We start from the raw sequence: 20,729 nt of genomic DNA, 5'->3' as shown, positions 1-20,729 counted from the left end.
AACAGAAAAAAACCCGACCTCGGCCGAGTTTTTTTCGAAAATCAATGTGAAATATCAGAAACTGATATGCCTGTATTTGCTTTTACACGAATCTCTTTATAAATTCGATCTGCTTCTTCTTGAGGAATTTTGTTCGTAGTCAGAACAGAACCTAAATAGCCCGCGATAAAGCCAAGAGGGATCGTAATAATCGCTGGAACAGCAAGTGGCACTAATGGATCTCCAACAAAAATAGCTGCACCTTCAATAGGACTCCAAATGTTTGGACCCATTGCCCCTAAAATTAAACATGAGACTAAGCCTGTTACCATTGCCGTAACGGCACCAGTAGAGTTGAACTTTTTCCAGTAGATAGTGTACAGAATAACTGGAAGGTTCGCAGAAGCCCCAATACAGAAGGCAAATGAGACTAAGAATGAAACATTTAAGCTTTGTGCAAATAACGCCAAAAGAATAGAAACAATTGCAATAGAGATAGAACCGATACGCGCAGCCATTACTTGTTGTTTCTCTGTTAATTTACCATCTTTAATAATTTCACCATAAATATCATGAGAAATCGCAGATGCACCCGTTAGTACCAAGCCTGATACTACTGCTAAAATTGTTGCGAATGCTACTGCACAGATGAATGACATTAATACATCGCCACCAAGGAATTCAGCAAGCAGTGGAGCAGCTGTGTTACCAGCTTTACTTTCAGCAATGATATTATCCAGACCCACAAAGTGCATAGCACCGAAGCCTAAGAAAATTGTTAACGAGAAGAAAATAGCTGTAATCCAAGTTGTCCAAGAAATAGAAGAACGTGCAGTTTTCGCATCTTTTACAGTAAAGAAACGCATTAAAATATGCGGTAAACCTGACGTACCTAAAACAAGTGCCATCATCATTGAAACAGAGTCAATCGAACTTGTATATTTTAAGCCTGGCACAAGGAATTGTTCGCCATGATCTACAGCGATTGTGTCGAACATTTTCACTAAGGAGAAGTCGAATTTAATAAGAACTAATGTTGCAAGTAAGCCCGTACCAAATAATAGAAGACCTGCTTTAATGATTTGTACCCACGAAGTAGCTGTCATACCTCCAAATAATACATACGTAGTCATCATTACACCTACGATTAACACAGCAATCCAGTATTCAATACCAAATAATAGTTTAATAAGCGCACCTGCACCTACTAATTGTGCAATCATATAAAGAATAACGATAATAATCGTACCTGTTGCAGCAACACCACGAACGCGTTTTTCATTGAAACGAGCTGTTAGCATATCCGCTAATGTAAAACGACCTAAATTACGCATTGGTTCAGCAATTACATATAGAAGAACTAAGTTTGCCACTACATAACCAACTGAGAAAAAGAAACCATCAAAGCCCGTTAACGCAATCGCACCGGACACCCCAAGGAAAGCTGCGGCTGATAAGTAGTCACCAGCGATGGCAAAACCATTTTGCCAACCTTTAAGACCTCCACCTGCTGTATAGAAGTCACTTGCAGAAGAAGTACGCTTCGCTGCAATAAATGTCACAATAAGTGTTAACCCAACGATTCCTAAAAAGAAACCTACTGATACTAAATTCATTTATTTTCCGCCTTTCGCACGATATTCTGCAAGAACTGCCTCAGCTTCTTTATCAAATGAAGCTGCTTTTTTTACATAAACAGTACAAAGTACAATCGTCATGATGAATAATCCTGCTGCATATACCCAAACCCCAGTGATACTTCCGACAACTTTTTGTTGTAGTACAGGTTGGAAAGCAAGGATTGGAAGTAAGATGTAAAGCAATAAAAAACTTGCAGTAATCGAGAAAAGGAATGTATTTTTCTTTTTCACGAATTTGTTGAACGATTCCATAGCTTCAATTGCATTATAGTCAACTGATCGTACGTTTTTGTTCTCAGTAATGTTAGCCATTATTATTCCCCCTAAAGTTATATATTTCTGTTTTAAACGGCATATTCCTATTTGCTCCGCCGCTATATTCACCTATTTTATGAGGTATAATCCTATAATGCAATACTAAATTTTGATTTTTTATAATTTTTAGTCTAATTAACAAGCAGGAAATAACGTAGAATTAATAAGGATTTATGAGCGTTTTTACGTATTTAAGAGAAAAATCTCTTTCTATAGAATAATATTTCAATAGTATTAAAGTGAGGATAAAATCGAATTCTCAAGAATATATAATCTTAAAAGAGAAAATTACGCGAATTACTATTTTGAAATCAGAATGTAAAAAATAAAAAAAGCAAAAATAGATTGTTATATAACAATTGTTGAACACGTTGGGAAATAATGAAATAAATTTAAAAAAGAAAATTGATTTTTTATAAAAACTGCGCAATATATGGTGATCAAAGGTTACTATTATTCCAGAAATGAACTAATTTATGTACTAAATTGTTTTTTTTGGTAGAGTTTCAAGTAAGTTATCTTGTTTTTAATATCCATTCTATATACAATAAACTGCGACGATTAATCGAAGGGAAGTGAACTTTTCTATGAAAAAGAAAAGCATGATGCTTGTTATGGTGATTTTTGTTAGTAGTATATTAGCGTCTTGTGGAAGTTATAAATTCCAGCCAGAGCTTAATATTAAAGTAGAAGATTTTACACAAACAAATCAAAATAACGAGGAAGTAACACTGGAGACTCTAAAAGGGAAACCTTGGCTTGCAATGTTTATATTCACAAAGTGCAATACAGTTTGTCCGCCAATGACGTTTAATATGACCGAAGTGCAAAAGGCACTGATTGACGATAAAGTAGAAGACTACAACATTGTAGCTTTTACCATCGATCCAGAGGTCGATTCACCTGAGGTACTAAGCGAATATTTAAAAGCTTATCCAATTGCAGATACGAGCAAATGGCAGCTATTAACGGGCTATAAACAAGAGTACATTGAACAATTTGCCAGAAAGTCGTTCAATTCGCACGTGAAGAATGATCCTAATACAGACCAAGTCATACATATGTCGAGTTATTATTTAGTAAATGCAGATGGCATTGTTGTAAAAGACTATGACGGCGCTGCAGATGTACCAGTAGATACTATTGTTGCAGATATGAAGGTCTTAACAAAGTAAATAAAACGAACCAAGAAATCATAATGAATTTCTTGGTTCGTTTTTATATTCTGTCTCACTACTATAAGTATACTTAATGATGATACATAACTTCCTATAATATATATTATGTAAACTAAAATTATTTTGCGTTAAGGAGGGCTTACATACGTCAACTACCTATAATATCTATTCAGACACTATATTGTGTTGCTTTCATCACAACCCTAGCTCAAGTTAAATACTTCCTTGTAATCGTTCTTCTCCTTTATAGCCCTTAATAGTCGTAGCGATGCATCTTACTTGTCACACTAAGGTGCTTATTTTTTTCAGAGCATTCATAAAGTAATTATCAATATGTGGTTGTATTAATTTATCAAACAAATTGCTACCTCCACCATCAAAAAATATATATTTGAAATTGATTACGGGCTTACCGTAAAATCGGGCATTTACTCTTATTTATGGGAATAAAAAACTAGGCTTTAGACTGACCTAACGATATGAGACACATATAAAACACCTTATTAGGCTGCCATTACACCATATTTTATGGGTGTTAGGTAGCCTAATTTTTCTTGGATACGTTCTTCATTATAATAATTTAAATAGGTAATTACCCGCTCAATTACGTCTTGATTACGTAATGAATTAAATTTAACATATTGAAATTCCTCAGACTTTAAGTTCGAATGAAAAGATTCAATCACCGCATTGTCCCAACAGTTTCCTCTACGTGACATGCTGCTGACAAGGTCGTTATCCTTAATGTAGGCCTGATACGCATATGACGTGTAAACACTCCCTTGATCTGAATGCACAATCACACCTTCGGGGTGGTTACGGACAGACAGTGCCTCCTTTAACGTGTCGATTACCAGTAGTGTCTGTTGATGATCGTATAATTTATAAGCGACAATTTCATTATTGAATAGATCCATAATGGTCGAAAGATATTTTGTAGTACTGCCATACTGAATATATGTAATGTCTGTCACCCACTTCTTGTTCGGTTCACTAGCCGTGAAATCTCGTTTAAGAAGATTAGGGGCAATTATGATACTTTCACCTTGGGATTTCCACTTCCGTTTTGGCTTGATACGGCACTGTAAGTTATGCTTTTGCATAAGGTTCTGAACTGTATTGCGATTCAATTTTATATCATATTTCTGCTTCAACATTGCCTTTATTTTTCTATGACCATTCCGATACTTAGTGCTTTTGCACAGTTCTATAATAGATTCCTCTACTACTGAAAGCGACTTATTTATGCCGTGAAGATACCATCTATAATAGTTCGCCCGTGGTACTCCTAACGCGGATAGGATAGCTGTAATCGTGTACTTCTTTCTAAGTTTCTCTACAATCTGTAGAACTATTTCTTTTTTAACTCCCTTTCGATCTCCATGTACTTTTTTAGAATTTCGTTCTCCATCTTCAAATGTGATAATTGTCGTTCCCGTTTATCGTCTTCACTGGCTAACTCGGGACCGTGACCGAAAGTGTATTGTTTACCAATCGGCTGATCAAATCGATAAATTTCATTCGCGCGGTACCATTTCATCCAAGTTTCGACCTGTGATTTGTTTTTGATTCCGTGTTTCTCCATAATTTCATTAGTTGTCAATTCACCACTTAGTTTATCTTTAACAACAGCCCATTTAACTTCGCTTGAATATACGTTCTTGCCCATGCAAAAACACCTCCGATGTAAGTACTTTTTACAAGTGTACCACTCCGAAGGTGTTTTATATTGTCTCAATAATTTAGGTTAGTCCACTTCACATTAAATGCAAGCCTAGTTTTTTGTTAAGCGTTTATTATAGATTTTTTAAAGGATGGTTTCACTTCCGCGATTATTATCGCAGTAAAGATCAGGCAGCAACCAAAAATCATTCTTCCTGTTAAAATTTCGCCTAATAATAATACAGAGAAAAATGTTCCAAATATAGACTCTGTCGACAGAATTAACGCAGATTTTGTTGGATCTGCATACTGCATTCCAATATTTTGGCATACATAAGCAATGAGAGTACAAAAAACAGCAAGAAAAATAATTGTTAAAACGCCTTCCACACTTGCAGAAGTAGGGATTTCTCCAAGTGCAAGGACACCAATCCAGCTGAAAATTGAAGCCACGAAAAATTGGACAATTGTTAACGCTAATGCATCTTCTTTTTTTACGAAGACATTCGTATAAAAAATATCGAATGCAAATGCAAAGGCACACAGGATCGATAACATATCCCCGAGATTAATTGTAAAGGAATTTTGTAAAGATAAAAATCCGATACCGACAATCGCGATGACGGCTGCCAAAATCTCAAAGCGGTCAAATCGACGTTTATAAATGATGTACGCAATAATTGGTACAATGATAACGTTAATGGCCGTTAAAAAGGCATTTTTAGACGGTGTTGTATACTCAAGCCCTAGTGTTTGCAAGGTAAATGCTATAAATAAAACAGCACCTAATATGGAACCTTTCCAGAAAACACTTTTAGAAATAAGCCTTAGTTTTTTATTGAAAATAATGGCTAATAGAATCGTTGCTAATGTAAAACGAAGCGCCATTAATTGCATTACGCTCCAATGCTCTAAGCCTACTGACATCCCAACAAAACCGCTCCCCCACATAACAGCGGTAATAATCATTAATAATTCACCTTTATACTTCTTCATGTTAAACCTTCTCTCTAATACATAGCTACAACATCAAGGTGTTTTTTTCCATGTAATCAATATATATTAAATTATACTATTACTTTTTCACTATTTTAACAATATCATATTTTTTAAATGAACTAATGTTTATATTGCCGAAAAAAACAGGTCTGAGACGTTCTGAACTTGTTTCATAAACATGGGAACAAATTCATTTGGTAAATGAAACGATTCGAATTGATGGAAAAGGAAAAAAAGAACGAATATTGCCCCTTCATCCACATTTAATCCCGCTTCTAGCATCCTATAAAACTTATTTAAGATCCTATCAATTGTATCCATCAGAACCTGTTTTCTTGAATAAAAACCAAACAGCATTAGATTCGCGCGGTTTGCATGTCATCTTTAAAGATGTGTTGAAAAAGGCAGGCCTCCCACCTATCCGCTTCAAGCTGCATCACTTGCGGCATACATTTGAAACACTGATGTTGCAACGAAATAAAGAGAATGTTGATTTTCGTACACTTCAAGGATTACTCGGTCATGAAAGTATTACATCAACTCAAGTCTATACACATATTGAGTTTGAACAGAAAAAGAAAGCCATTGATTCTTTTCGAATATTTTGATGCCTTTCGATTTAATAGAAAGAAAAATGTATAACCAAAAATACTTTTTTTAATGATTCTGCGCCTCCCCCCTACAGCACGATAACTTCTTAATGAGTAAGTACATTCTAAATATAGCTATACAAAAATAACACGTATGTATTCCTCGTTCTTTAAGCTTTCAAGATGATGCAATTCGACTTCTTTAATAGTTATACGGCGGCTTTTTAGTTTTCGGTCGTAATCTTCTGCCCAAAACCTAATTAATTCTGCACTATGCTCCGGTTTTATATGTTGCTTCAAATAGATTAAAAAGTCCGATAAAAATTGAGGACCCCAATTTCCCTCGATACCGTATACAAAAGTTTTTAATTATAAAATTCTAAATCATATGGTGGATTATTCCACTGAAATATATTCAAATGACCAAAAACCGATTCATCTGGCACATGTAAAATACGAGTATCATCATCCATCAAATGCCATGATTGTGCTGTTGAACTCTCTGTAATTGGATATATTTTTTTCAATTCTCTTACTGTAATTTCAGCAATTCCTGTACAATCAACTTCTTGTAAAAAGCTATTCGCCACAAGTACGGAATATAAAGTCATATGTTTGTCTCCTTAATTTTTTAATAATTTTCTATTCGTCTTCTGTGTTATACGGTCTGATTGTCTTTCCGTTTTTAACCATAGCCCATTGTTCGATCTTGTCTTCTTCATTTAAGTATAATAAGTATTCTATATCGCTTTCCTTATCATCATCTAATGGTTTCACTAGATATGTTCTCGTTGCTGCACGCAATGTACCGTGTGATTGTCTATCCACGACTTTAACTTCAAAACCCAATTCTAACTCAATTTGTTGAACTTCTTTTGATCTTTCAGTCGAGTCCCATATACTTAATCCTACCAACGCTAGAAGTACTATTCCTATGCTGAAAAACATAATCCACTTTAAAGTACCCCTTTTAATCTTCATCATTTCCCCCTCCTTCGTTCTAACAGAGTGTCTCAACTTGTTGTAGAATCACACCCGTTATCCTAATAAGTAATTTCCTTCATTTTATTTTTGATTAGAAACCTACCCCACCAAACAAGTGAAAGTAAGAAACAAATGATTACATAAATAGAAAGAGTTCTCCAATTCTTAAAGCCATTCTCTTTAAATTGCATAAGACTTACAATAGGGAGTTTCTAGGAAATTAGCCCAATCACTAGACTAACAATATTAAGGAAACCTCATTCTAAAACCTCTGCTTTATCTATTTGTAATTTCCATTTATTTAGCATTTAGACGTTTAGCTAGACAAATAGTTCCAAATACTACTGGTGTTTAACTCAAAGAATATCGAATTCCCCTTATGGCAAAGACTCTTTCTTTAATAAAAGCTCTGAAGCAGTCGGTTTTTACACTGCCATCATTAAGTTCATAAAATCTTGAAAGTGTCTGTACTGCTTTTAGGAATAGTTCAGGGGTAACACGAACTTGTATATCTAAATCACCCTTTGTAAGGCTATGAGGGACAGCTGTACTTCCAACGTGCTGGACATCAGCTCCAGGTGTTACTCCTACTTCGGTCAAGAGAGTAACAACCTTAGAGAAAACAGCCTATATTATTTACGTTTAGAAAGCTTTCAAAAATAATGTTCGTGTTTTGTTTGATGGATGACGTATCCAGCCGATGAACGAATAGCACTTCCATGAGCAAAACGCGAATTTTTAAAGTTGTTTTGCGTATGATTGTTCGTTTATTATCCTCTGTCAGGATTTTTACACACAATCGTTCCTAAGTATATATACTTAAATCCCTTCTTTCCAAACGCTGTTTCTCAAGAAATAAAAAAACAAGAGCAGCACAACACGTAATGATGTTGTGTTTGCTCTTGTTCTATTGGCAGTTAGTAGTAAACTATTGACCAAATAATTTCATATTAATAAAAAATTCAGCATCAAAAAAAGAAGACAAGTGTAGATAAAAATACACTTGTCTTGTAATTAAAATATCAATTATTTTGTAAAGTCAATAACCATACGTCCTGTAATTTTACCTTGTTCCATTTCTTCGAAGATTTCATTAATTTCTTCGATTTTACGTAATGCCACTTTCGGTACTACCTTACCTTCTGCAGCAAATTGGAATGCTTCTTGTAAGTCTTGACGTGTACCAACTAATGAACCTACTACTTGGATACCATCTAGTACTAAACGAGGGATATCTAAATCCATTTTATCTACAGGTAAGCCAACCGCTACTACGCGTGCACCCGCTTTTACAACATCGATTGCTTGGTTAAATGGCGTTTTAGCTACAGCTGTAATTACTGTTGCATCTAAGCCTTTACCATCTGTCAGTTCTTTCGCTTTTGCAATTGGGTCTTCATTTAATGAGTTCACCACAACGTCTGCACCTAATTCCTTAGCAAATGCTAGCTTTTCATCATTAATATCGAAAGCAACTACTTTAGCACCAAATACATTTTTCGCGTATTGCACCGCTAAGTTACCTAGACCACCAACACCAAATACACCAATCCATTGACCTGGGCGGATATGTGATTCTTTCACAGCTTTGTAAGTTGTAACACCCGCACAAGTTACAGAAGAAGCCGCTGCTGGATCTAAATTATCAGGGACCTTTACAGCATAGTCAGCTGTTACGATAACTTGTTCAGCCATCGCACCATCTACTGTGTACCCTGCGTTTTTCACGTCACGACATAGTGTTTCGCGACCTGTCGTACAATATTCACAGTGACCGCAGCTTTCAAACATCCAAGCGATTGATACACGGTCGCCAACTTTTAGTGAAGTAACACCTTCAGCAACTTCAATAACTTTACCAATACCTTCGTGACCTAGAACGACCCCTGTCACATCACCGAAGTCTGCATTTTTCACGTGTAGGTCTGTATGACAAACACCACAGAATTCTGTTTGCACTAATGCTTCACCATGTTTTAATGGTCGAAGTTGTTTCTCTTCTACACTTACTTTTTTGTCTTTAGTTACAACTGCTGCTTTCATAATTAATATGCCTCCTCAAATGTAAGAAATCATTTTAATTTACAATCGCAGATCCACAAATATGTGAATCTATTTTCATATTAAAAAGGATTTAAACTGAATGCAAATATTTTGATATTGACTCCTTAAAAAGCGTCTTGTTTCCCGTAAAATTGTTAAATTTTTAAGTAATCAACAGCATTTTAGCTTTATCCTGTACTTAAAATACAATTGGCTGAACCTCATCATAAAAATGGTGAGGATTAATTTGTTCTATAGGTAATCGAATAGTTACGGCTTCCTTCCCTACTCGTTGAATGGACATGTCCGCACTAATATATGGCTTTAATAATTCAATAAAAGAATCTGCATGTTCATATAATCATTCGAATGGACAATAATGTTACGTAAGTTATTAAACATCCATCTTGCGACTTGCCATCCAGCGAATCATTTCTGGATCAGTATGAGAGAAGAATTGGCTTTCTCCTTCGTTTAATGTTGCGATTTCTTTCTTGTCTTCCTCAGTTAATTCAAAATCAAATACATCAATATTTTCTAGCATCCGTTCTGGTTTAACGGATTTTGCCAAAACAATAATATCTTGTTCAACTAACCAACGAGTGATTACTTGTGCAACTGATTTGCCGTATTTTTCACCGATTTTAACTAAAATAGGATTATTGAAAATGTCGTTTTTTCCCTCAGCAAATGGCGCCCATGCTTCCGGCATAATGCCTTCCGCTTTTAATACATCAATATTTTTCACTTGTTGCTGGAATGGATTGATTTCAATTTGGTTGACTTGCGGAGTTACTTTGTTAAATTCAGCTAAGTCAACCGCTCTGTCTACCGCAAAATTTGAAATACCAATCGCACGAACTTTTCCTGTCTCCTGAAGTTCTTCCATTGCACGCCATGCACCATAAACATCATTATATGGTTGGTGAATCAATAATAAATCAACATATTCTAAGCCTAAACGTTTCAATGAACGCTCAAATGAAGACTTTACGCCATCATAGCTGACATTTTCTACCCATATTTTTGTGGTGATAAATAATTCTTCACGCGGAACGCCTGAACCAGCAATTCCACGGCCGACAGCTTCTTCATTCATATAACTTTGCGCGGTGTCGATATGACGGTAGCCGGCATTGATAGCTTCTTTTACCGAAGTTTCGGCTTGTTTAGGGTCAGTGATTTGAAATGTCCCAAATCCTAAAATTGGTACCTATACACCATTGTTTAATTTAACAGTTTGCATTCAAAATTCCTCCAAACAACTATTTTTGATTACATTATTAACTATAAACCTTGGAGTTGACTCCATAGCAAGAGATTTAATCACTTTTTCTCTCCCATAGTTTTTCAACGTTCTCAGAATTCATTTCTCCAGTCTTAAATTTAGCGATATGTTCATCATAAGTTTCAATTTTATAGACCAGTAAATCTCGTACTCGATTCATTTCAGCTAATTTTTCATTCAACTCTTTCAATTGATCTCGCAATACCTGTTTTTGGGCTTCTTCAACATTTTGCGTTTCTCGAAACTGAGCTAAAGTCGCAAACTCGATTAAAGACTCAACTGATAGCCCTGCATTACGCAAATTTTTAACTAAGTAAATCCAGTTCAAATCACTCGTAGTATAGTCGCGATAGCCGTTCTCATTACGATGAACAGGCGGAATAACGCCAACTCTTTCATAGTAACGTAAAGTATCAACTGTTAAATCAAACATTTCAGCAGCTTGTTTAATATTCATAACTATTCACCTCGTATTATTTTTGCATTCTGTTTATATTATAAACATTGGAGTAAACTCCAAGGAAAGACTAATACTCACAATCCGTTAAAAATGGCTTGAAGTGAAAATTTCTGGACACGTTTCTTTTTATCTTTTGTCACTTTTGAAGATATTTTGCTCTAATTTAAAGTAATAAATCGCATTAAAAAGCTACCCATTAAGAGTAGCTTTCAGACTGTAGACAAAGTCGTTTTTTCGACTTTGTCCATTATTTTTTTATTGGGCTGCTATCAACACGATCTGTTGTTGATTTTCAAGGATTTAGAAAAATATACGAGAATGGAAAACTAAAATGAAGCTCCGACAAATGATAAATTTTTATGTATATTGAACAAATCTACATTAAACGATAATTAGCATTATTTAAACGAATAATCCCCTTTTGAACGATAAATTATAGGAACCATCCGATAATTAAAAAGTTGTGACCAACGTAAATATATTATGTAAACTAAAAAGAAATAAAAAAACATGGCCCCCTCTATTGAGCCACGTTTTATATTAGTGTGTATCTTTTTTCTCGAGAATTTCATTTGTAAAGTCTATCACCGACAAAGGTTTGCTGAAATAATAGCCTTGTACAAATTCACAGCCATGTTTGCGTAGGACGTTTAGTTCTTCTTCTTGCTCGACACCTTCAGCAACAACTTTTAATTCCAGGGCGTGTGCTAACGAAATCATTGCAGAAATCATTGCAATACCGGACTTACCTGATACGATATCTTGAACAAACGCTCGATCGATTTTCAAGATATCTACTGGGAATTTTTTCAAATAATTGAGCGATGCATAACCTGTACCAAAGTCGTCAAGTGAAATTGTTATACCTAGAGACTTTAAGTCTTCAATTGTTTGAATCAATTCCTCTGTATAATCAAGCATACTCATTTCTGTAATCTCAATTTCAAGTGTATTTGGATTTATCTTTGTTTCAGCGATTACTTCGCGTACCATGTCTACAAAGCCACCTGTACTAATGTGGATTGGTGAAATATTGACAGCTACGTGTAAGTCTAAACCATACGTCTGGTTCCAAATGTGGGCCTGTGTAGTGGCTTTTCTTAGCACCCATACACCAATATCATTAATAAGACCACATTCCTCTGCAAATGGGATAAAGTAATCTGGAGGCATGTACCCCAATTCCGGATCATTCCACCGTAGTAGAGCCTCCATACCAACAATTGAACCTGTTTTCAAATCTATTTTGGGCTGGTAATGGAGTTCCAACGTATCATTTTTTAATGCCTGATGTAATTTCGTTTCAAGTAAAAGCCACTTATCGGTATTTCCATCCATATTTGCACGATACAGTTTATATTGATTGCCTCGTGTAGATTTCGCAGCATACATGGCAATATCAGCATTTTTTAATAATTCCTCTATTGAACTTGCTTGTTCTGGGAAAACACTAATCCCAATACTTATACTCGCATAAAACTCATATGTATCAATGACAAAACTTTCATGAAAAATTGTTATAATCTCTTTCGCCATTTCTTCAATGCGATTTACATCATTTAAAATAAACACGAATTCATCGCTATTATGACGATAAAATGAATTTGAAGTGAAATCAATATTTCGTAGGCGATTTGCCATTTCAATTAAGAACATATCACCAATAATATGGCCAAGACCATCATTAATGTTTTTAAAACGATTTACATCAATAAAGAATAACGCAAATTTTTCACCTGTACGCTTTGATTGATGGAATTCATTTTCTAACCGTTGCTCTAGCTTTCGACGATTTGGTAACCCTGTTAACTCATCGTGGTAAGCAATATGTGTTATTTTCTTAATATCTTTTTGTGCGGTAATATCTACACGAATTGCTATGTATTGATATGGCTTATCGTTTTCATCAAGGAAAGGAATAATCGTAGTTTTTACCCAGTAAAGGCTACCGTCTTTCGCCCGATTACAAACTTCTCCATTCCACATTTCACCCTTACCAATTGTTTTCCACATTTCTCTAAAGAAAGACTTTTGATGGAAACCAGAATTTAATAATCGATGATCCTGCCCTATCAATTCTTCTCGATTGTATTTCGAAATTGTACAAAAGTGATTATTTACAAAAGTGATTTTCCCTGTACGGTCTGTAATAGCTATAATTATCGAACTGTTTAAAGCTGAAAAAATATCCTGTAACTCTTTCAAGCTATAATTAGCTTGATTGAAACTATTAGGCGCGATATTAATCATCATCATTCTCCGTTCATTAAAATAAAAAGTGATTTTAGGTCTTTTGATTTATAATAATACAGGTAAAAAGTTCCGTTATTAGTAACCACTTTTATGTAACTTTATTATAGTCCTAGAAATACAGTTAATTCAACCCAAGTTTTTAGTTGGAAGTGATCATTTTTCTACTTTATTCAAACAAGAGAAAACAGATTGTTCAAAATAATCTTTTGCTCAATCTGTTTTTCTTAAGTATAAAAATTCACAGTGTTTTAATTAGGTTATTTACTTTTATATTATAAAGAATTGGAAGTGCATCACTATTATCAAAATTAAGATTTGTGAAGTCTGTATCATTCCATTTAATTTTCATGGCAGCTACTTGTTTTAAATAGGCATCCCAATTGTTTAATTTCCAAGTATCACGTAGCTCATTACGAGTAATTAACCGATTTAACAGTGTTTGTTGATCGACTGTTACCAAGACAACCTTGAGATCAGCTAGCGCACGAATTTTCATCACATCTAGATTGGTATGTAGCCAGTTTTCATCTGAAATTTCCAGTTCAAATCCGGCAGTTAAAACGACGTTATTACCAAGTTCTATATTTTCTAGTGTTAATGCTAATATTGTTTTGTATTCAAGTGGTCTCACTGTATCTAGATAAAATGCGGACTCTCGGTCATGTTTATTTTTCGTTGGTGAAGATTCTCCGAGATATTGTTCTGTCAAACTAATAGTTGCTGTATCTTTATCAAGATACGTATAGTTTTTTTCACGTGCAATTATTTTACCAACCGCGCTTTTTCCTACCCCTGCCTCACCAATGACGAAAATTACACTTGGCCGCGTCATACTATAGACCCCCATTTAACTTTTCCTTTATTTTAGAATTACTTACTTATACTACCACGAGTCTTAGATAAAAGAACTATCCAATTTTGGATTTAATTCATATATCATTTACAAATCACGTTAGATACCTTTCCAAAAAAATGTGAAATGCCTTACTGTCCATGTTGGCAGTAAGGCATTTCACAATCGACTAATATATTTCATATTCTATTTAACCTCCTAATGTAATTGCCTGTTCATTGTACGCATCTAACTGTTCTTGTGTTAAATTCAAGATATAATAGTGGAAATTAATAGGTTCCAGCCCATGCTTTTCGCACATTTTGAGGTAAAATTCATAGCCTTTTTGATAATCTGTCATCTTAGTAACTTCCCTTCAATCGTAATGCAGCTTCATTGTAATACTCTAATTGATCTTGAGATAGCTGATTCACATAATAATAGAAGTTAATCGGCTCTAACTCAAACTGTGCACATTTTTCTAAATAAAAATCAAAGCCTTCTCGATAGTGTGTCATATGGATTCCTCATTTCTTTGTACTATAACAGATATTGTTTTGTATAAATACTATATAACAGAGAAGATACTATGTCAATAAATAGTCTGGGATTTCTTGCTAGCATATAAAAGCCAAGTCCATTAAATTATAAGGGCTGGGCTTTTATAATATATTCAGATCGGCTTTCGTAATAATCACATCCTAACAATCATCATTTTACACGCCTAATTGTTTTGCTCGCACGTTATATGCAGAAAGTTGCTCATGCGATAATTGGATTACATAATAACGAAACGAAATCGGCTCCATTCCGTAACGCTCACACATCTCACAGTAAAATTCATACCCATCACGATACATTGACATAAAAACCCCTCCTCATTGTTTCAAACTGTATTATAACAGTTATTTAAAGTTGTTTATAATATATAACAGATAGATGTGTAAGTCAATTGTTTTTTATAGAATTATCTAAATATTCCAATTGAAAAAGGGCCTACAACTTCTTTGTAGTCGCCCTATCTCACAATATTAAATGGATTTTTTTCAATTACATGTTGTAGCTCTTCATCTTCAATATGCGTATATATTTGTGTCGTTGCAACACTTGAGTGCCCCAAAATATGCTGCAAGCTACGTATATCCGCCCCTGCCTTGTACATCATTGTCGCTGATGTATGACGTAGTTTATGGGGAGTTAAATGATCCTTCTGCAAACCAGATTGCTTGTTAATTTGTTTCACAATTTTAGCAACCGTTTGACGAGTTAATCGCGTTCCTTTTTGAGAAACGAATAGCGGCTCGTCACCAATACCTGTATAAGCATGCTTCCCGCTGTTTTCATAAGCCTTTAGAGCTTGTATACAGCTATCATTTAAATAGACAATACGTTCTTTGTCTCCTTTTCCAACAACCGTTAAATAGCGACCTTGTATGGATGACTTATTTAAATTACACAGTTCGGTTACACGGATACCGAGATTTAAAAAGAACATCATCATGCAGTAATTACGTGGTGAGGCACTATTTGGCTGAATTCCTTCGATAAACTGTGTTGCCTCTTCTAAATTCATGTAAATCGGCTTCTTACGCCCTATTTTGGGCGTTTCAAGTTCATCAGCCGGATTTTCTTCGATTAATCGTCGTTTCCCTTTTATGTATTTAAAAAACGATTTTAATGTAGCTACTTTTCGCGCTCTTGCTGATGCGGAATTATTGCGCTGCACCTCACAATATTCCATAAACAAATACAAATCTTCTAACGTTATTTCTCGTATTGCTTCTATTGTAATAGTAGAAATATCTATTTCCGACATGTGTTCCATTTCTAAATCGTTTTGCATAGCCAAATGAAAACGAAAAAAAAGTGTTAAATCGTATTCGTATTCTTTTCTCGTACGATGAGATTTCCCTTTAATCGTCGTTAAATACACCAGGAAATCTTTTATTATTTTCGGGAGTTGTTTCTTTTGCATGAAAATCACCTCTATACTCTCTATATTACCACGAAAAAAGGTTCCCAAATATAAATTTGGGAACCTTATTGCAAAAAAATGTCCTTTTTCACTATATAGAACAAATGTTCTTGTGATAGAAAATAAAAAAAGACTATTTTCTTTTACCTCAGAAAATAGTCTTTTACGTCGATTCACCATAAGAAGTAATATAACAAACCCGTTACAAAGAACCCCTTCCCTATGTGGAGGAACATCGTTAAACGTTTTACATCACTTATATTTGATTTCGGTACTTTAAAAGGAGGTCTAATAGCAAATACAACACTAGATGCTACTATTAGATACTTCAGAAATTCTGTAGCGCATACTGAAAAAATAACAACTTCAATGAACATCGTAACTGTAAAAAAAAGTAATGACCCGAAAATTTGTTTCCGATTTAAAATCTCGGACCTCTAAACTTCCATCTTACGAATAAATGTATTTGCAATATAAATACCCTCCTTTGCCACTCTTAAAATTCATAATATTAAATATATATAATATTATTTTTATCTTTTTCTAGTATTTGATTAATATTTTCTTTGTAATATTTATTTTTTCTATCTTATACGTATATTTCATCGAAAAAACGAATATTTAAATCTATTAACATAAAAAACGCAGTGAGACGTTCTGAAAATCGCATGGACGGGTGGTTATGCAGTTCGAATCGTCTCACAGCTTACGTGGGATTTTTTTGGATTTTGTAATATTTTTCAATTAAATGGCATATGTATTACTTGGCTATATATTATTTTCCAATTACTATATACTTTTCATTTCGATTAACTAAATACCTTTTATGGTTAAATTGAACAATAATTGATTCAAGTAGTTACTAGTCCTCCGCTGTTTCTAATTGGAAGCGAAGTTTTCGTCACTTACAAAAATAATGTTTCTTTTTTTCGTAAGATGGCATTGCTTTCAAAAAATCATCATGTCGCATTTTTCTGTCGAGTAGACACATCTAACATTTCTAAAGTGTGCAATATCTTTACATCTGTTAAACCACATTTTGTTTGTTTGTCCAGCTTATATGCTTGCAATAAATTAGTGATTGGCAATTCGTGTACTTCTTTTTTATGTAATTAGTTTTTAGTGCAACATTTTTTGTATTTCTTAAATTTGGAGGCGATTCACATGGTTAAATTGTATGAATCTGGTTTGTTTTTTGATGAAATGTTAGATGGTATTCAACCGAAACCACATTACCAGTCCTTCCATCGTAAATTAAGCGCATTTTCAAAGGAACAGCTAGAAGAAAAGCACCAGCAAGCGCAGTCAAGCTTCCTAAGACAAGGAATTACGTTTACGGTTTACGGTGCACAAGGTGGTACCGAACGCGCAATGCCGTTTGATTTTGTACCAATCATTATTCCACATGAACAGTGGGTGATAATTGAAACGGGCATGAAACAACGCGTCGAAGCTTTGAATCGCTTTTTACATGATGTGTATCATGAGCAATACATTTTAGAAGATGGTGTTATACCAAGATTGCTCGTTGAAAACAATCCCTACTACTATAAGGAAATGCTGGGTGTGCAAGTACCAAATAATAATCATATATTTTTAGCAGGCATTGATTTAATTCGAGATGAAAATGGTGTGTACCGTGTTCTTGAAGATAATTTACGTAACCCTTCTGGCATGTCGTATGTATTCCAAAATCGACATGTGATGAAGGAAGTATACCCTGAATTTTTCTCAAAACACTCAATTCATTCACTTGAAAAACAAATGGCGCATATGCAAGAGGTCCTACTTGCACACCGCCCTCGAAATTTAGATCCACATTCCGATGCAAAAGCCGTTTTATTAACGGCTGGTATGTATAATTCAGCCTATTACGACCACGTTTTCTTAGCGCAGCAATTGAACATTCAGCTTGTGGAGGGGCGAGATTTAGTAGTACAAGATGCCAAAGTATATATGAAAACAATTTATGGGCTCGAACAAATTGATATTATTTATCGCCGTATTGATGATGATTTCTTAGATCCAACTGTTTTTCGTGCTGATTCTTTACTAGGTGTAGCAAACATGATTGATGCTTATAAGGCTGGTAACATTTCCATACTCAATGCCATTGGCAACGGAGTAGCTGATGATAAAGCAATGTATGCTTATGTACCAGATATGATTCGCTACTATTTAAAGGAGGAACCAATTTTAGAAAATGTTACAACATATCATTTAAGTGATGAAAAGCAGTTAGCGTGGGTGCTCACACATATCCAAGAGCTCGTGATTAAAAATGTCGGAGCATCTGGAGGCTACGATATGCTCATTGGCCCCCAAGCAAGTAAAGAAGATATCATGTTATTCCGTAAAAAAATATTAGAAAATCCACATCAATATATTGCGCAGCCGACAATTCAATTATCACGTGCCCCTGCATACCAGGATGGACGCTTCTATCCTTGTCATATAGACCTACGTGTATATGTTATGAAGGGAGATGACACTTACGTATTACCAGGCGGCTTGTCTCGTGTTGCATTAAAAGAAGGATCCCTCGTCGTCAACTCTTCACAAGGTGGAGGCGCAAAAGATACATGGATACTAAAGGAGGAATCGCAGCATGCTAAGCAGAGTAGCGGATGGACTGTACTGGATGGCACGGTATAGTGAACGAACAGAAAACAATGCACATATATTACAAGTACAGCTTTTAAATATGCTAGAACAATCAGGCAAAGATAATGAGTATATTGATCACTGGGAGGCAGTTTTAGATATTTGTGCTTCCAAGGAAGAATATGCTTCGTATAATGATCATATTCGGGTAAATCCGTTAATTGATTACTTATTATTCTCTGAAACAAATAGCAATGCATTACTCACTACTCTATATGCCGTTCGTGAAAATGCACGTATTTCAAGAGATAGCATCCCTATTGAGTTATGGGAACTACAAAATGCCTTTTATTTATATTTACAGCAGGAAATCACAGATCGAGAAAAACCGTTTCCGCTAATGTCTCTGAATTATTTTTTACAAAATGTACGAAAAACTTCAATGACCGTTACAGGATTAATAGAAGGCTCGATGGACCGAGATTTACCCTTTTATTTAATTCAAGTTGGGAAATGGCTAGAGCGTGCGGAAAAAACGATTCGAATTGCGCTCATTACGCTAGAGCATCAACAGCAATTGAATGTTTCTTTACAGGAAGCGGACGGGGCATTTTTACTTGACTTGTCGAGAGCAACTGAATCGTACCTACGGAAACATCGACAAACAAACTTGACTGGTGTTACTCATTATTTATTGCATGATGAACACTTCCCTCGTTCTGTTGCCTTTTGCTTAAAAAAAATAGAGGAGGCTTTAATGAATATCGAAAAAGATCACTTATCCATTCGTTTTCTAGAACTAAATAATCCCTTAAAAGCTTTATTATTTGCTATCATGAAATTTGATTTATTGACGATAACAATAGAAGAAGCTATTTTGTCAATGGAGGAAAGATTGTTCCAATGCGTTGATCTCAGTCGTGCATTTGAAACAATTTATCATTTATATGAACCTATCGAACAGCACTGAAAGGAACAATGAACAGGTCCCTTTCAACACGCTAGTCAATAGCCGGAAGGAAGCGGACACGATGAAATTCGAGATTCAACATACGAATATTTTCAACTATGAATCTGAAGTCGATCAAAGTTTAAATACAATTCGTTTAAAGCCTCGTGGAGATGAACGTCAGCGATTATTATCATATCGTATTGCGATTACGCCTTCCTCACTCACTCGTGAACATCTAGATATTTGGGGCAATACAGTCGGAACTTTTTACATCCCAGAGCAGCACAAGGAGCTTGAAATTCAATCGACATCCATTGTTAGTATTCAGAGGGCGCCATTCATTCATCGCATTCATTATTCCCCTGAAATGCAGACAATTTTCCACTCGCAATTATTTTATGAGCACTATTTACCATATATAAAGAAAACAAGCTTTACGTATGTGACAGATAACCAGTTAAATGAGATCTACCATGCTATTGGCCATGCAGAAAATCCAGTGCTTTTTTCGCTTAATTTAATGCAGTATTTATATTCGTCTTTTGAGTATGATCCAGGAGCAACGGACATTTCAACGACAGCAACCCAGGCCTTTGCATTGAAACGAGGAGTCTGCCAGGATTTCTCTCATGTCATGATTGCTGTATTACGAGCTAAGGGTATCCCGGCTCGCTATGTAAGTGGCTATTTATACGTCGATGAAAACTCATCCTTAATTGGAGATATTGCAACACACGCTTGGGTAGAAGTTATGATTCCTGGTATCGGTTGGGTTGGGTTGGATCCAACGAATAATGTTGAAGTACTAGAGAACCACATTATTTTATGCATTGGCCGTGATTTTGCAGATGTTAGTCCCGTCGAGGGTGTTTACACAGGTGGAAAACATGATTTAACAGTCAAAGTAAGTGTCAAAGCATTAAATTATCTGTAATAAAAAAGTGCAGGCATAGGCGTAATAAAGGCCAATACTGC

21 protein-coding genes are annotated in these 20,729 nt (G+C 35.1%); 5 read left to right on the top strand and 16 right to left on the bottom strand.

Features of this window, described 5'->3' with window-relative positions:
* Positions 1-41 precede the first annotated feature (41 nt).
* A complete protein-coding gene (locus AEA09_RS07930) occupies positions 42-1,595 on the bottom strand; it encodes a solute symporter family protein (RefSeq protein ID WP_053583316.1) in 1,554 nt (517 codons plus the stop codon).
* The gene (locus AEA09_RS07925; protein ID WP_053583315.1) at positions 1,596-1,931 is read right to left on the bottom strand and encodes a DUF485 domain-containing protein; all 336 of its coding nucleotides are present in this window, start codon (positions 1,929-1,931) and stop codon (positions 1,596-1,598) included.
* Between the two features lie 590 nt (positions 1,932-2,521).
* Between AEA09_RS07925 and AEA09_RS07920 the strand changes: the two genes are divergently transcribed.
* A complete protein-coding gene (locus AEA09_RS07920) occupies positions 2,522-3,109 on the top strand; it encodes an SCO family protein (protein WP_053583314.1) in 588 nt (195 codons plus the stop codon).
* A gap of 506 nt (positions 3,110-3,615) precedes the next feature.
* Here AEA09_RS07920 and AEA09_RS07915 read toward each other — a convergent pair.
* Positions 3,616-4,781, bottom strand: a protein-coding gene (locus AEA09_RS07915) for an IS3 family transposase (protein WP_156312094.1) whose coding sequence is annotated in 2 segments (ribosomal slippage) — positions 3,616-4,505 and positions 4,505-4,781 — 1,167 coding nt in all. Because the reading frame shifts where the segments join, the coding sequence is not laid out codon by codon here.
* A 116-nt stretch (positions 4,782-4,897) separates the two neighbouring features.
* Positions 4,898-5,770, bottom strand: a complete 873-nt coding sequence (locus AEA09_RS07905) for a DMT family transporter (protein WP_053583312.1) — start codon at positions 5,768-5,770, stop codon at positions 4,898-4,900.
* Positions 5,771-5,961: 191 nt separating this feature from the next.
* On the opposite strand from AEA09_RS07905, the gene AEA09_RS07900 reads away from it, so the two are divergent.
* Positions 5,962-6,381, top strand: coding sequence for a tyrosine-type recombinase/integrase (locus tag AEA09_RS07900; RefSeq protein WP_281176742.1), 420 nt, complete (start codon positions 5,962-5,964; stop codon positions 6,379-6,381).
* Between the two features lie 347 nt (positions 6,382-6,728).
* On the opposite strand, the gene AEA09_RS20280 is transcribed toward AEA09_RS07900, so the two are convergent.
* From AEA09_RS20280 to AEA09_RS07840, 12 genes are all read right to left on the bottom strand, one after another.
* Positions 6,729-6,974, bottom strand: a complete 246-nt coding sequence (locus AEA09_RS20280; RefSeq protein WP_245622814.1) for a hypothetical protein — start codon at positions 6,972-6,974, stop codon at positions 6,729-6,731.
* 31 nt (positions 6,975-7,005) lie between these two features.
* Positions 7,006-7,347 (bottom strand): hypothetical protein, encoded by a 342-nt coding sequence (locus AEA09_RS07890; RefSeq protein ID WP_156312092.1) that lies wholly within the window; start codon positions 7,345-7,347, stop codon positions 7,006-7,008.
* A gap of 351 nt (positions 7,348-7,698) precedes the next feature.
* Positions 7,699-7,947, bottom strand: a complete 249-nt coding sequence (locus AEA09_RS07885) for a GrpB family protein (RefSeq protein WP_053583309.1) — start codon at positions 7,945-7,947, stop codon at positions 7,699-7,701.
* 426 nt (positions 7,948-8,373) lie between these two features.
* Complete coding sequence (gene adhP / locus AEA09_RS07880) at positions 8,374-9,390, bottom strand: alcohol dehydrogenase AdhP (protein ID WP_053583308.1); 1,017 nt, start codon at positions 9,388-9,390, stop codon at positions 8,374-8,376.
* Positions 9,391-9,784: 394 nt separating this feature from the next.
* Positions 9,785-10,597 (bottom strand): aldo/keto reductase, encoded by an 813-nt coding sequence (locus AEA09_RS07875; protein ID WP_245622857.1) that lies wholly within the window; start codon positions 10,595-10,597, stop codon positions 9,785-9,787.
* A gap of 115 nt (positions 10,598-10,712) precedes the next feature.
* On the bottom strand, positions 10,713-11,135 hold the full coding sequence (locus AEA09_RS07870) for a MerR family transcriptional regulator (RefSeq protein ID WP_053583307.1): 423 nt from the start codon (positions 11,133-11,135) through the stop codon (positions 10,713-10,715).
* A 543-nt stretch (positions 11,136-11,678) separates the two neighbouring features.
* Positions 11,679-13,394, bottom strand: a complete 1,716-nt coding sequence (locus tag AEA09_RS07865) for a putative bifunctional diguanylate cyclase/phosphodiesterase (protein ID WP_082332595.1) — start codon at positions 13,392-13,394, stop codon at positions 11,679-11,681.
* 235 nt (positions 13,395-13,629) lie between these two features.
* The gene (locus AEA09_RS07860; RefSeq protein WP_053583305.1) at positions 13,630-14,223 is read right to left on the bottom strand and encodes a P-loop nucleotide/nucleoside kinase family protein; all 594 of its coding nucleotides are present in this window, start codon (positions 14,221-14,223) and stop codon (positions 13,630-13,632) included.
* Between the two features lie 211 nt (positions 14,224-14,434).
* Positions 14,435-14,584: a hypothetical protein gene (locus AEA09_RS07855; RefSeq protein ID WP_053583304.1), complete on the bottom strand. Its 150-nt coding sequence runs from the start codon at positions 14,582-14,584 to the stop codon at positions 14,435-14,437.
* A gap of 1 nt (position 14,585) precedes the next feature.
* Entirely contained in the window at positions 14,586-14,741 is a 156-nt protein-coding gene (locus AEA09_RS07850) for a hypothetical protein (protein WP_053583303.1), read from the bottom strand.
* 198 nt (positions 14,742-14,939) lie between these two features.
* The gene (locus tag AEA09_RS07845; RefSeq protein WP_053583302.1) at positions 14,940-15,089 is read right to left on the bottom strand and encodes a hypothetical protein; all 150 of its coding nucleotides are present in this window, start codon (positions 15,087-15,089) and stop codon (positions 14,940-14,942) included.
* A 152-nt stretch (positions 15,090-15,241) separates the two neighbouring features.
* Entirely contained in the window at positions 15,242-16,198 is a 957-nt protein-coding gene (locus AEA09_RS07840) for a tyrosine recombinase XerC (RefSeq protein WP_053584657.1), read from the bottom strand.
* A gap of 1,164 nt (positions 16,199-17,362) precedes the next feature.
* Between AEA09_RS07840 and AEA09_RS07835 the strand changes: the two genes are divergently transcribed.
* The 3 genes from AEA09_RS07835 to AEA09_RS07825 all read left to right on the top strand — a co-directional run bounded on the left by AEA09_RS07835 (position 17,363) and on the right by AEA09_RS07825 (position 20,688).
* Positions 17,363-18,853 (top strand): circularly permuted type 2 ATP-grasp protein, encoded by a 1,491-nt coding sequence (locus AEA09_RS07835; protein WP_053583301.1) that lies wholly within the window; start codon positions 17,363-17,365, stop codon positions 18,851-18,853.
* Positions 18,807-19,772 carry an alpha-E domain-containing protein gene (locus AEA09_RS07830; protein WP_082332593.1) on the top strand — a complete coding sequence of 322 codons (966 nt, stop codon included), beginning with the start codon at positions 18,807-18,809 and terminating at the stop codon, positions 19,770-19,772. The genes AEA09_RS07835 and AEA09_RS07830 overlap by 47 nt, the downstream gene beginning before the upstream one ends.
* A 61-nt stretch (positions 19,773-19,833) precedes the next feature.
* Complete coding sequence (locus tag AEA09_RS07825) at positions 19,834-20,688, top strand: transglutaminase family protein (RefSeq protein WP_053583300.1); 855 nt, start codon at positions 19,834-19,836, stop codon at positions 20,686-20,688.
* Positions 20,689-20,729 lie beyond the last annotated feature (41 nt).

The sequence above is a fragment of the Lysinibacillus contaminans genome, from assembly GCF_001278945.1.
In the GTDB taxonomy this organism is placed as follows: Bacteria; Bacillota; Bacilli; order Bacillales_A; family Planococcaceae; genus Lysinibacillus; species Lysinibacillus contaminans.
This window is presented reverse-complemented; position numbering and strand designations above follow the sequence as displayed.

What these genes read in the sequence shown, in the direction of transcription:
- AEA09_RS07930 (WP_053583316.1), bottom strand. Translation starts at nt 1,595, where the DNA reads ATGAATTTAGTATCAGTAGGTTTCTTTTTAGGAATCGTTGGGTTAACA.
- AEA09_RS07925 (WP_053583315.1), bottom strand. Translation starts at nt 1,931, where the DNA reads ATGGCTAACATTACTGAGAACAAAAACGTACGATCAGTTGACTATAAT.
- AEA09_RS07920 (WP_053583314.1), top strand. Translation starts at nt 2,522, where the DNA reads ATGAAAAAGAAAAGCATGATGCTTGTTATGGTGATTTTTGTTAGTAGT.
- AEA09_RS07905 (WP_053583312.1), bottom strand. Translation starts at nt 5,770, where the DNA reads ATGAAGAAGTATAAAGGTGAATTATTAATGATTATTACCGCTGTTATG.
- AEA09_RS20280 (WP_245622814.1), bottom strand. Translation starts at nt 6,974, where the DNA reads ATGACTTTATATTCCGTACTTGTGGCGAATAGCTTTTTACAAGAAGTT.
- AEA09_RS07890 (WP_156312092.1), bottom strand. Translation starts at nt 7,347, where the DNA reads ATGATGAAGATTAAAAGGGGTACTTTAAAGTGGATTATGTTTTTCAGC.
- adhP (WP_053583308.1), bottom strand. Translation starts at nt 9,390, where the DNA reads ATGAAAGCAGCAGTTGTAACTAAAGACAAAAAAGTAAGTGTAGAAGAG.
- AEA09_RS07870 (WP_053583307.1), bottom strand. Translation starts at nt 11,135, where the DNA reads ATGAATATTAAACAAGCTGCTGAAATGTTTGATTTAACAGTTGATACT.
- AEA09_RS07865 (WP_082332595.1), bottom strand. Translation starts at nt 13,394, where the DNA reads ATGATGATGATTAATATCGCGCCTAATAGTTTCAATCAAGCTAATTAT.
- AEA09_RS07860 (WP_053583305.1), bottom strand. Translation starts at nt 14,223, where the DNA reads ATGACGCGGCCAAGTGTAATTTTCGTCATTGGTGAGGCAGGGGTAGGA.
- AEA09_RS07855 (WP_053583304.1), bottom strand. Translation starts at nt 14,584, where the DNA reads ATGACAGATTATCAAAAAGGCTATGAATTTTACCTCAAAATGTGCGAA.
- AEA09_RS07850 (WP_053583303.1), bottom strand. Translation starts at nt 14,741, where the DNA reads ATGACACACTATCGAGAAGGCTTTGATTTTTATTTAGAAAAATGTGCA.
- AEA09_RS07845 (WP_053583302.1), bottom strand. Translation starts at nt 15,089, where the DNA reads ATGTCAATGTATCGTGATGGGTATGAATTTTACTGTGAGATGTGTGAG.
- AEA09_RS07840 (WP_053584657.1), bottom strand. Translation starts at nt 16,198, where the DNA reads ATGCAAAAGAAACAACTCCCGAAAATAATAAAAGATTTCCTGGTGTAT.
- AEA09_RS07835 (WP_053583301.1), top strand. Translation starts at nt 17,363, where the DNA reads ATGGTTAAATTGTATGAATCTGGTTTGTTTTTTGATGAAATGTTAGAT.
- AEA09_RS07830 (WP_082332593.1), top strand. Translation starts at nt 18,807, where the DNA reads ATGCTAAGCAGAGTAGCGGATGGACTGTACTGGATGGCACGGTATAGT.
- AEA09_RS07825 (WP_053583300.1), top strand. Translation starts at nt 19,834, where the DNA reads ATGAAATTCGAGATTCAACATACGAATATTTTCAACTATGAATCTGAA.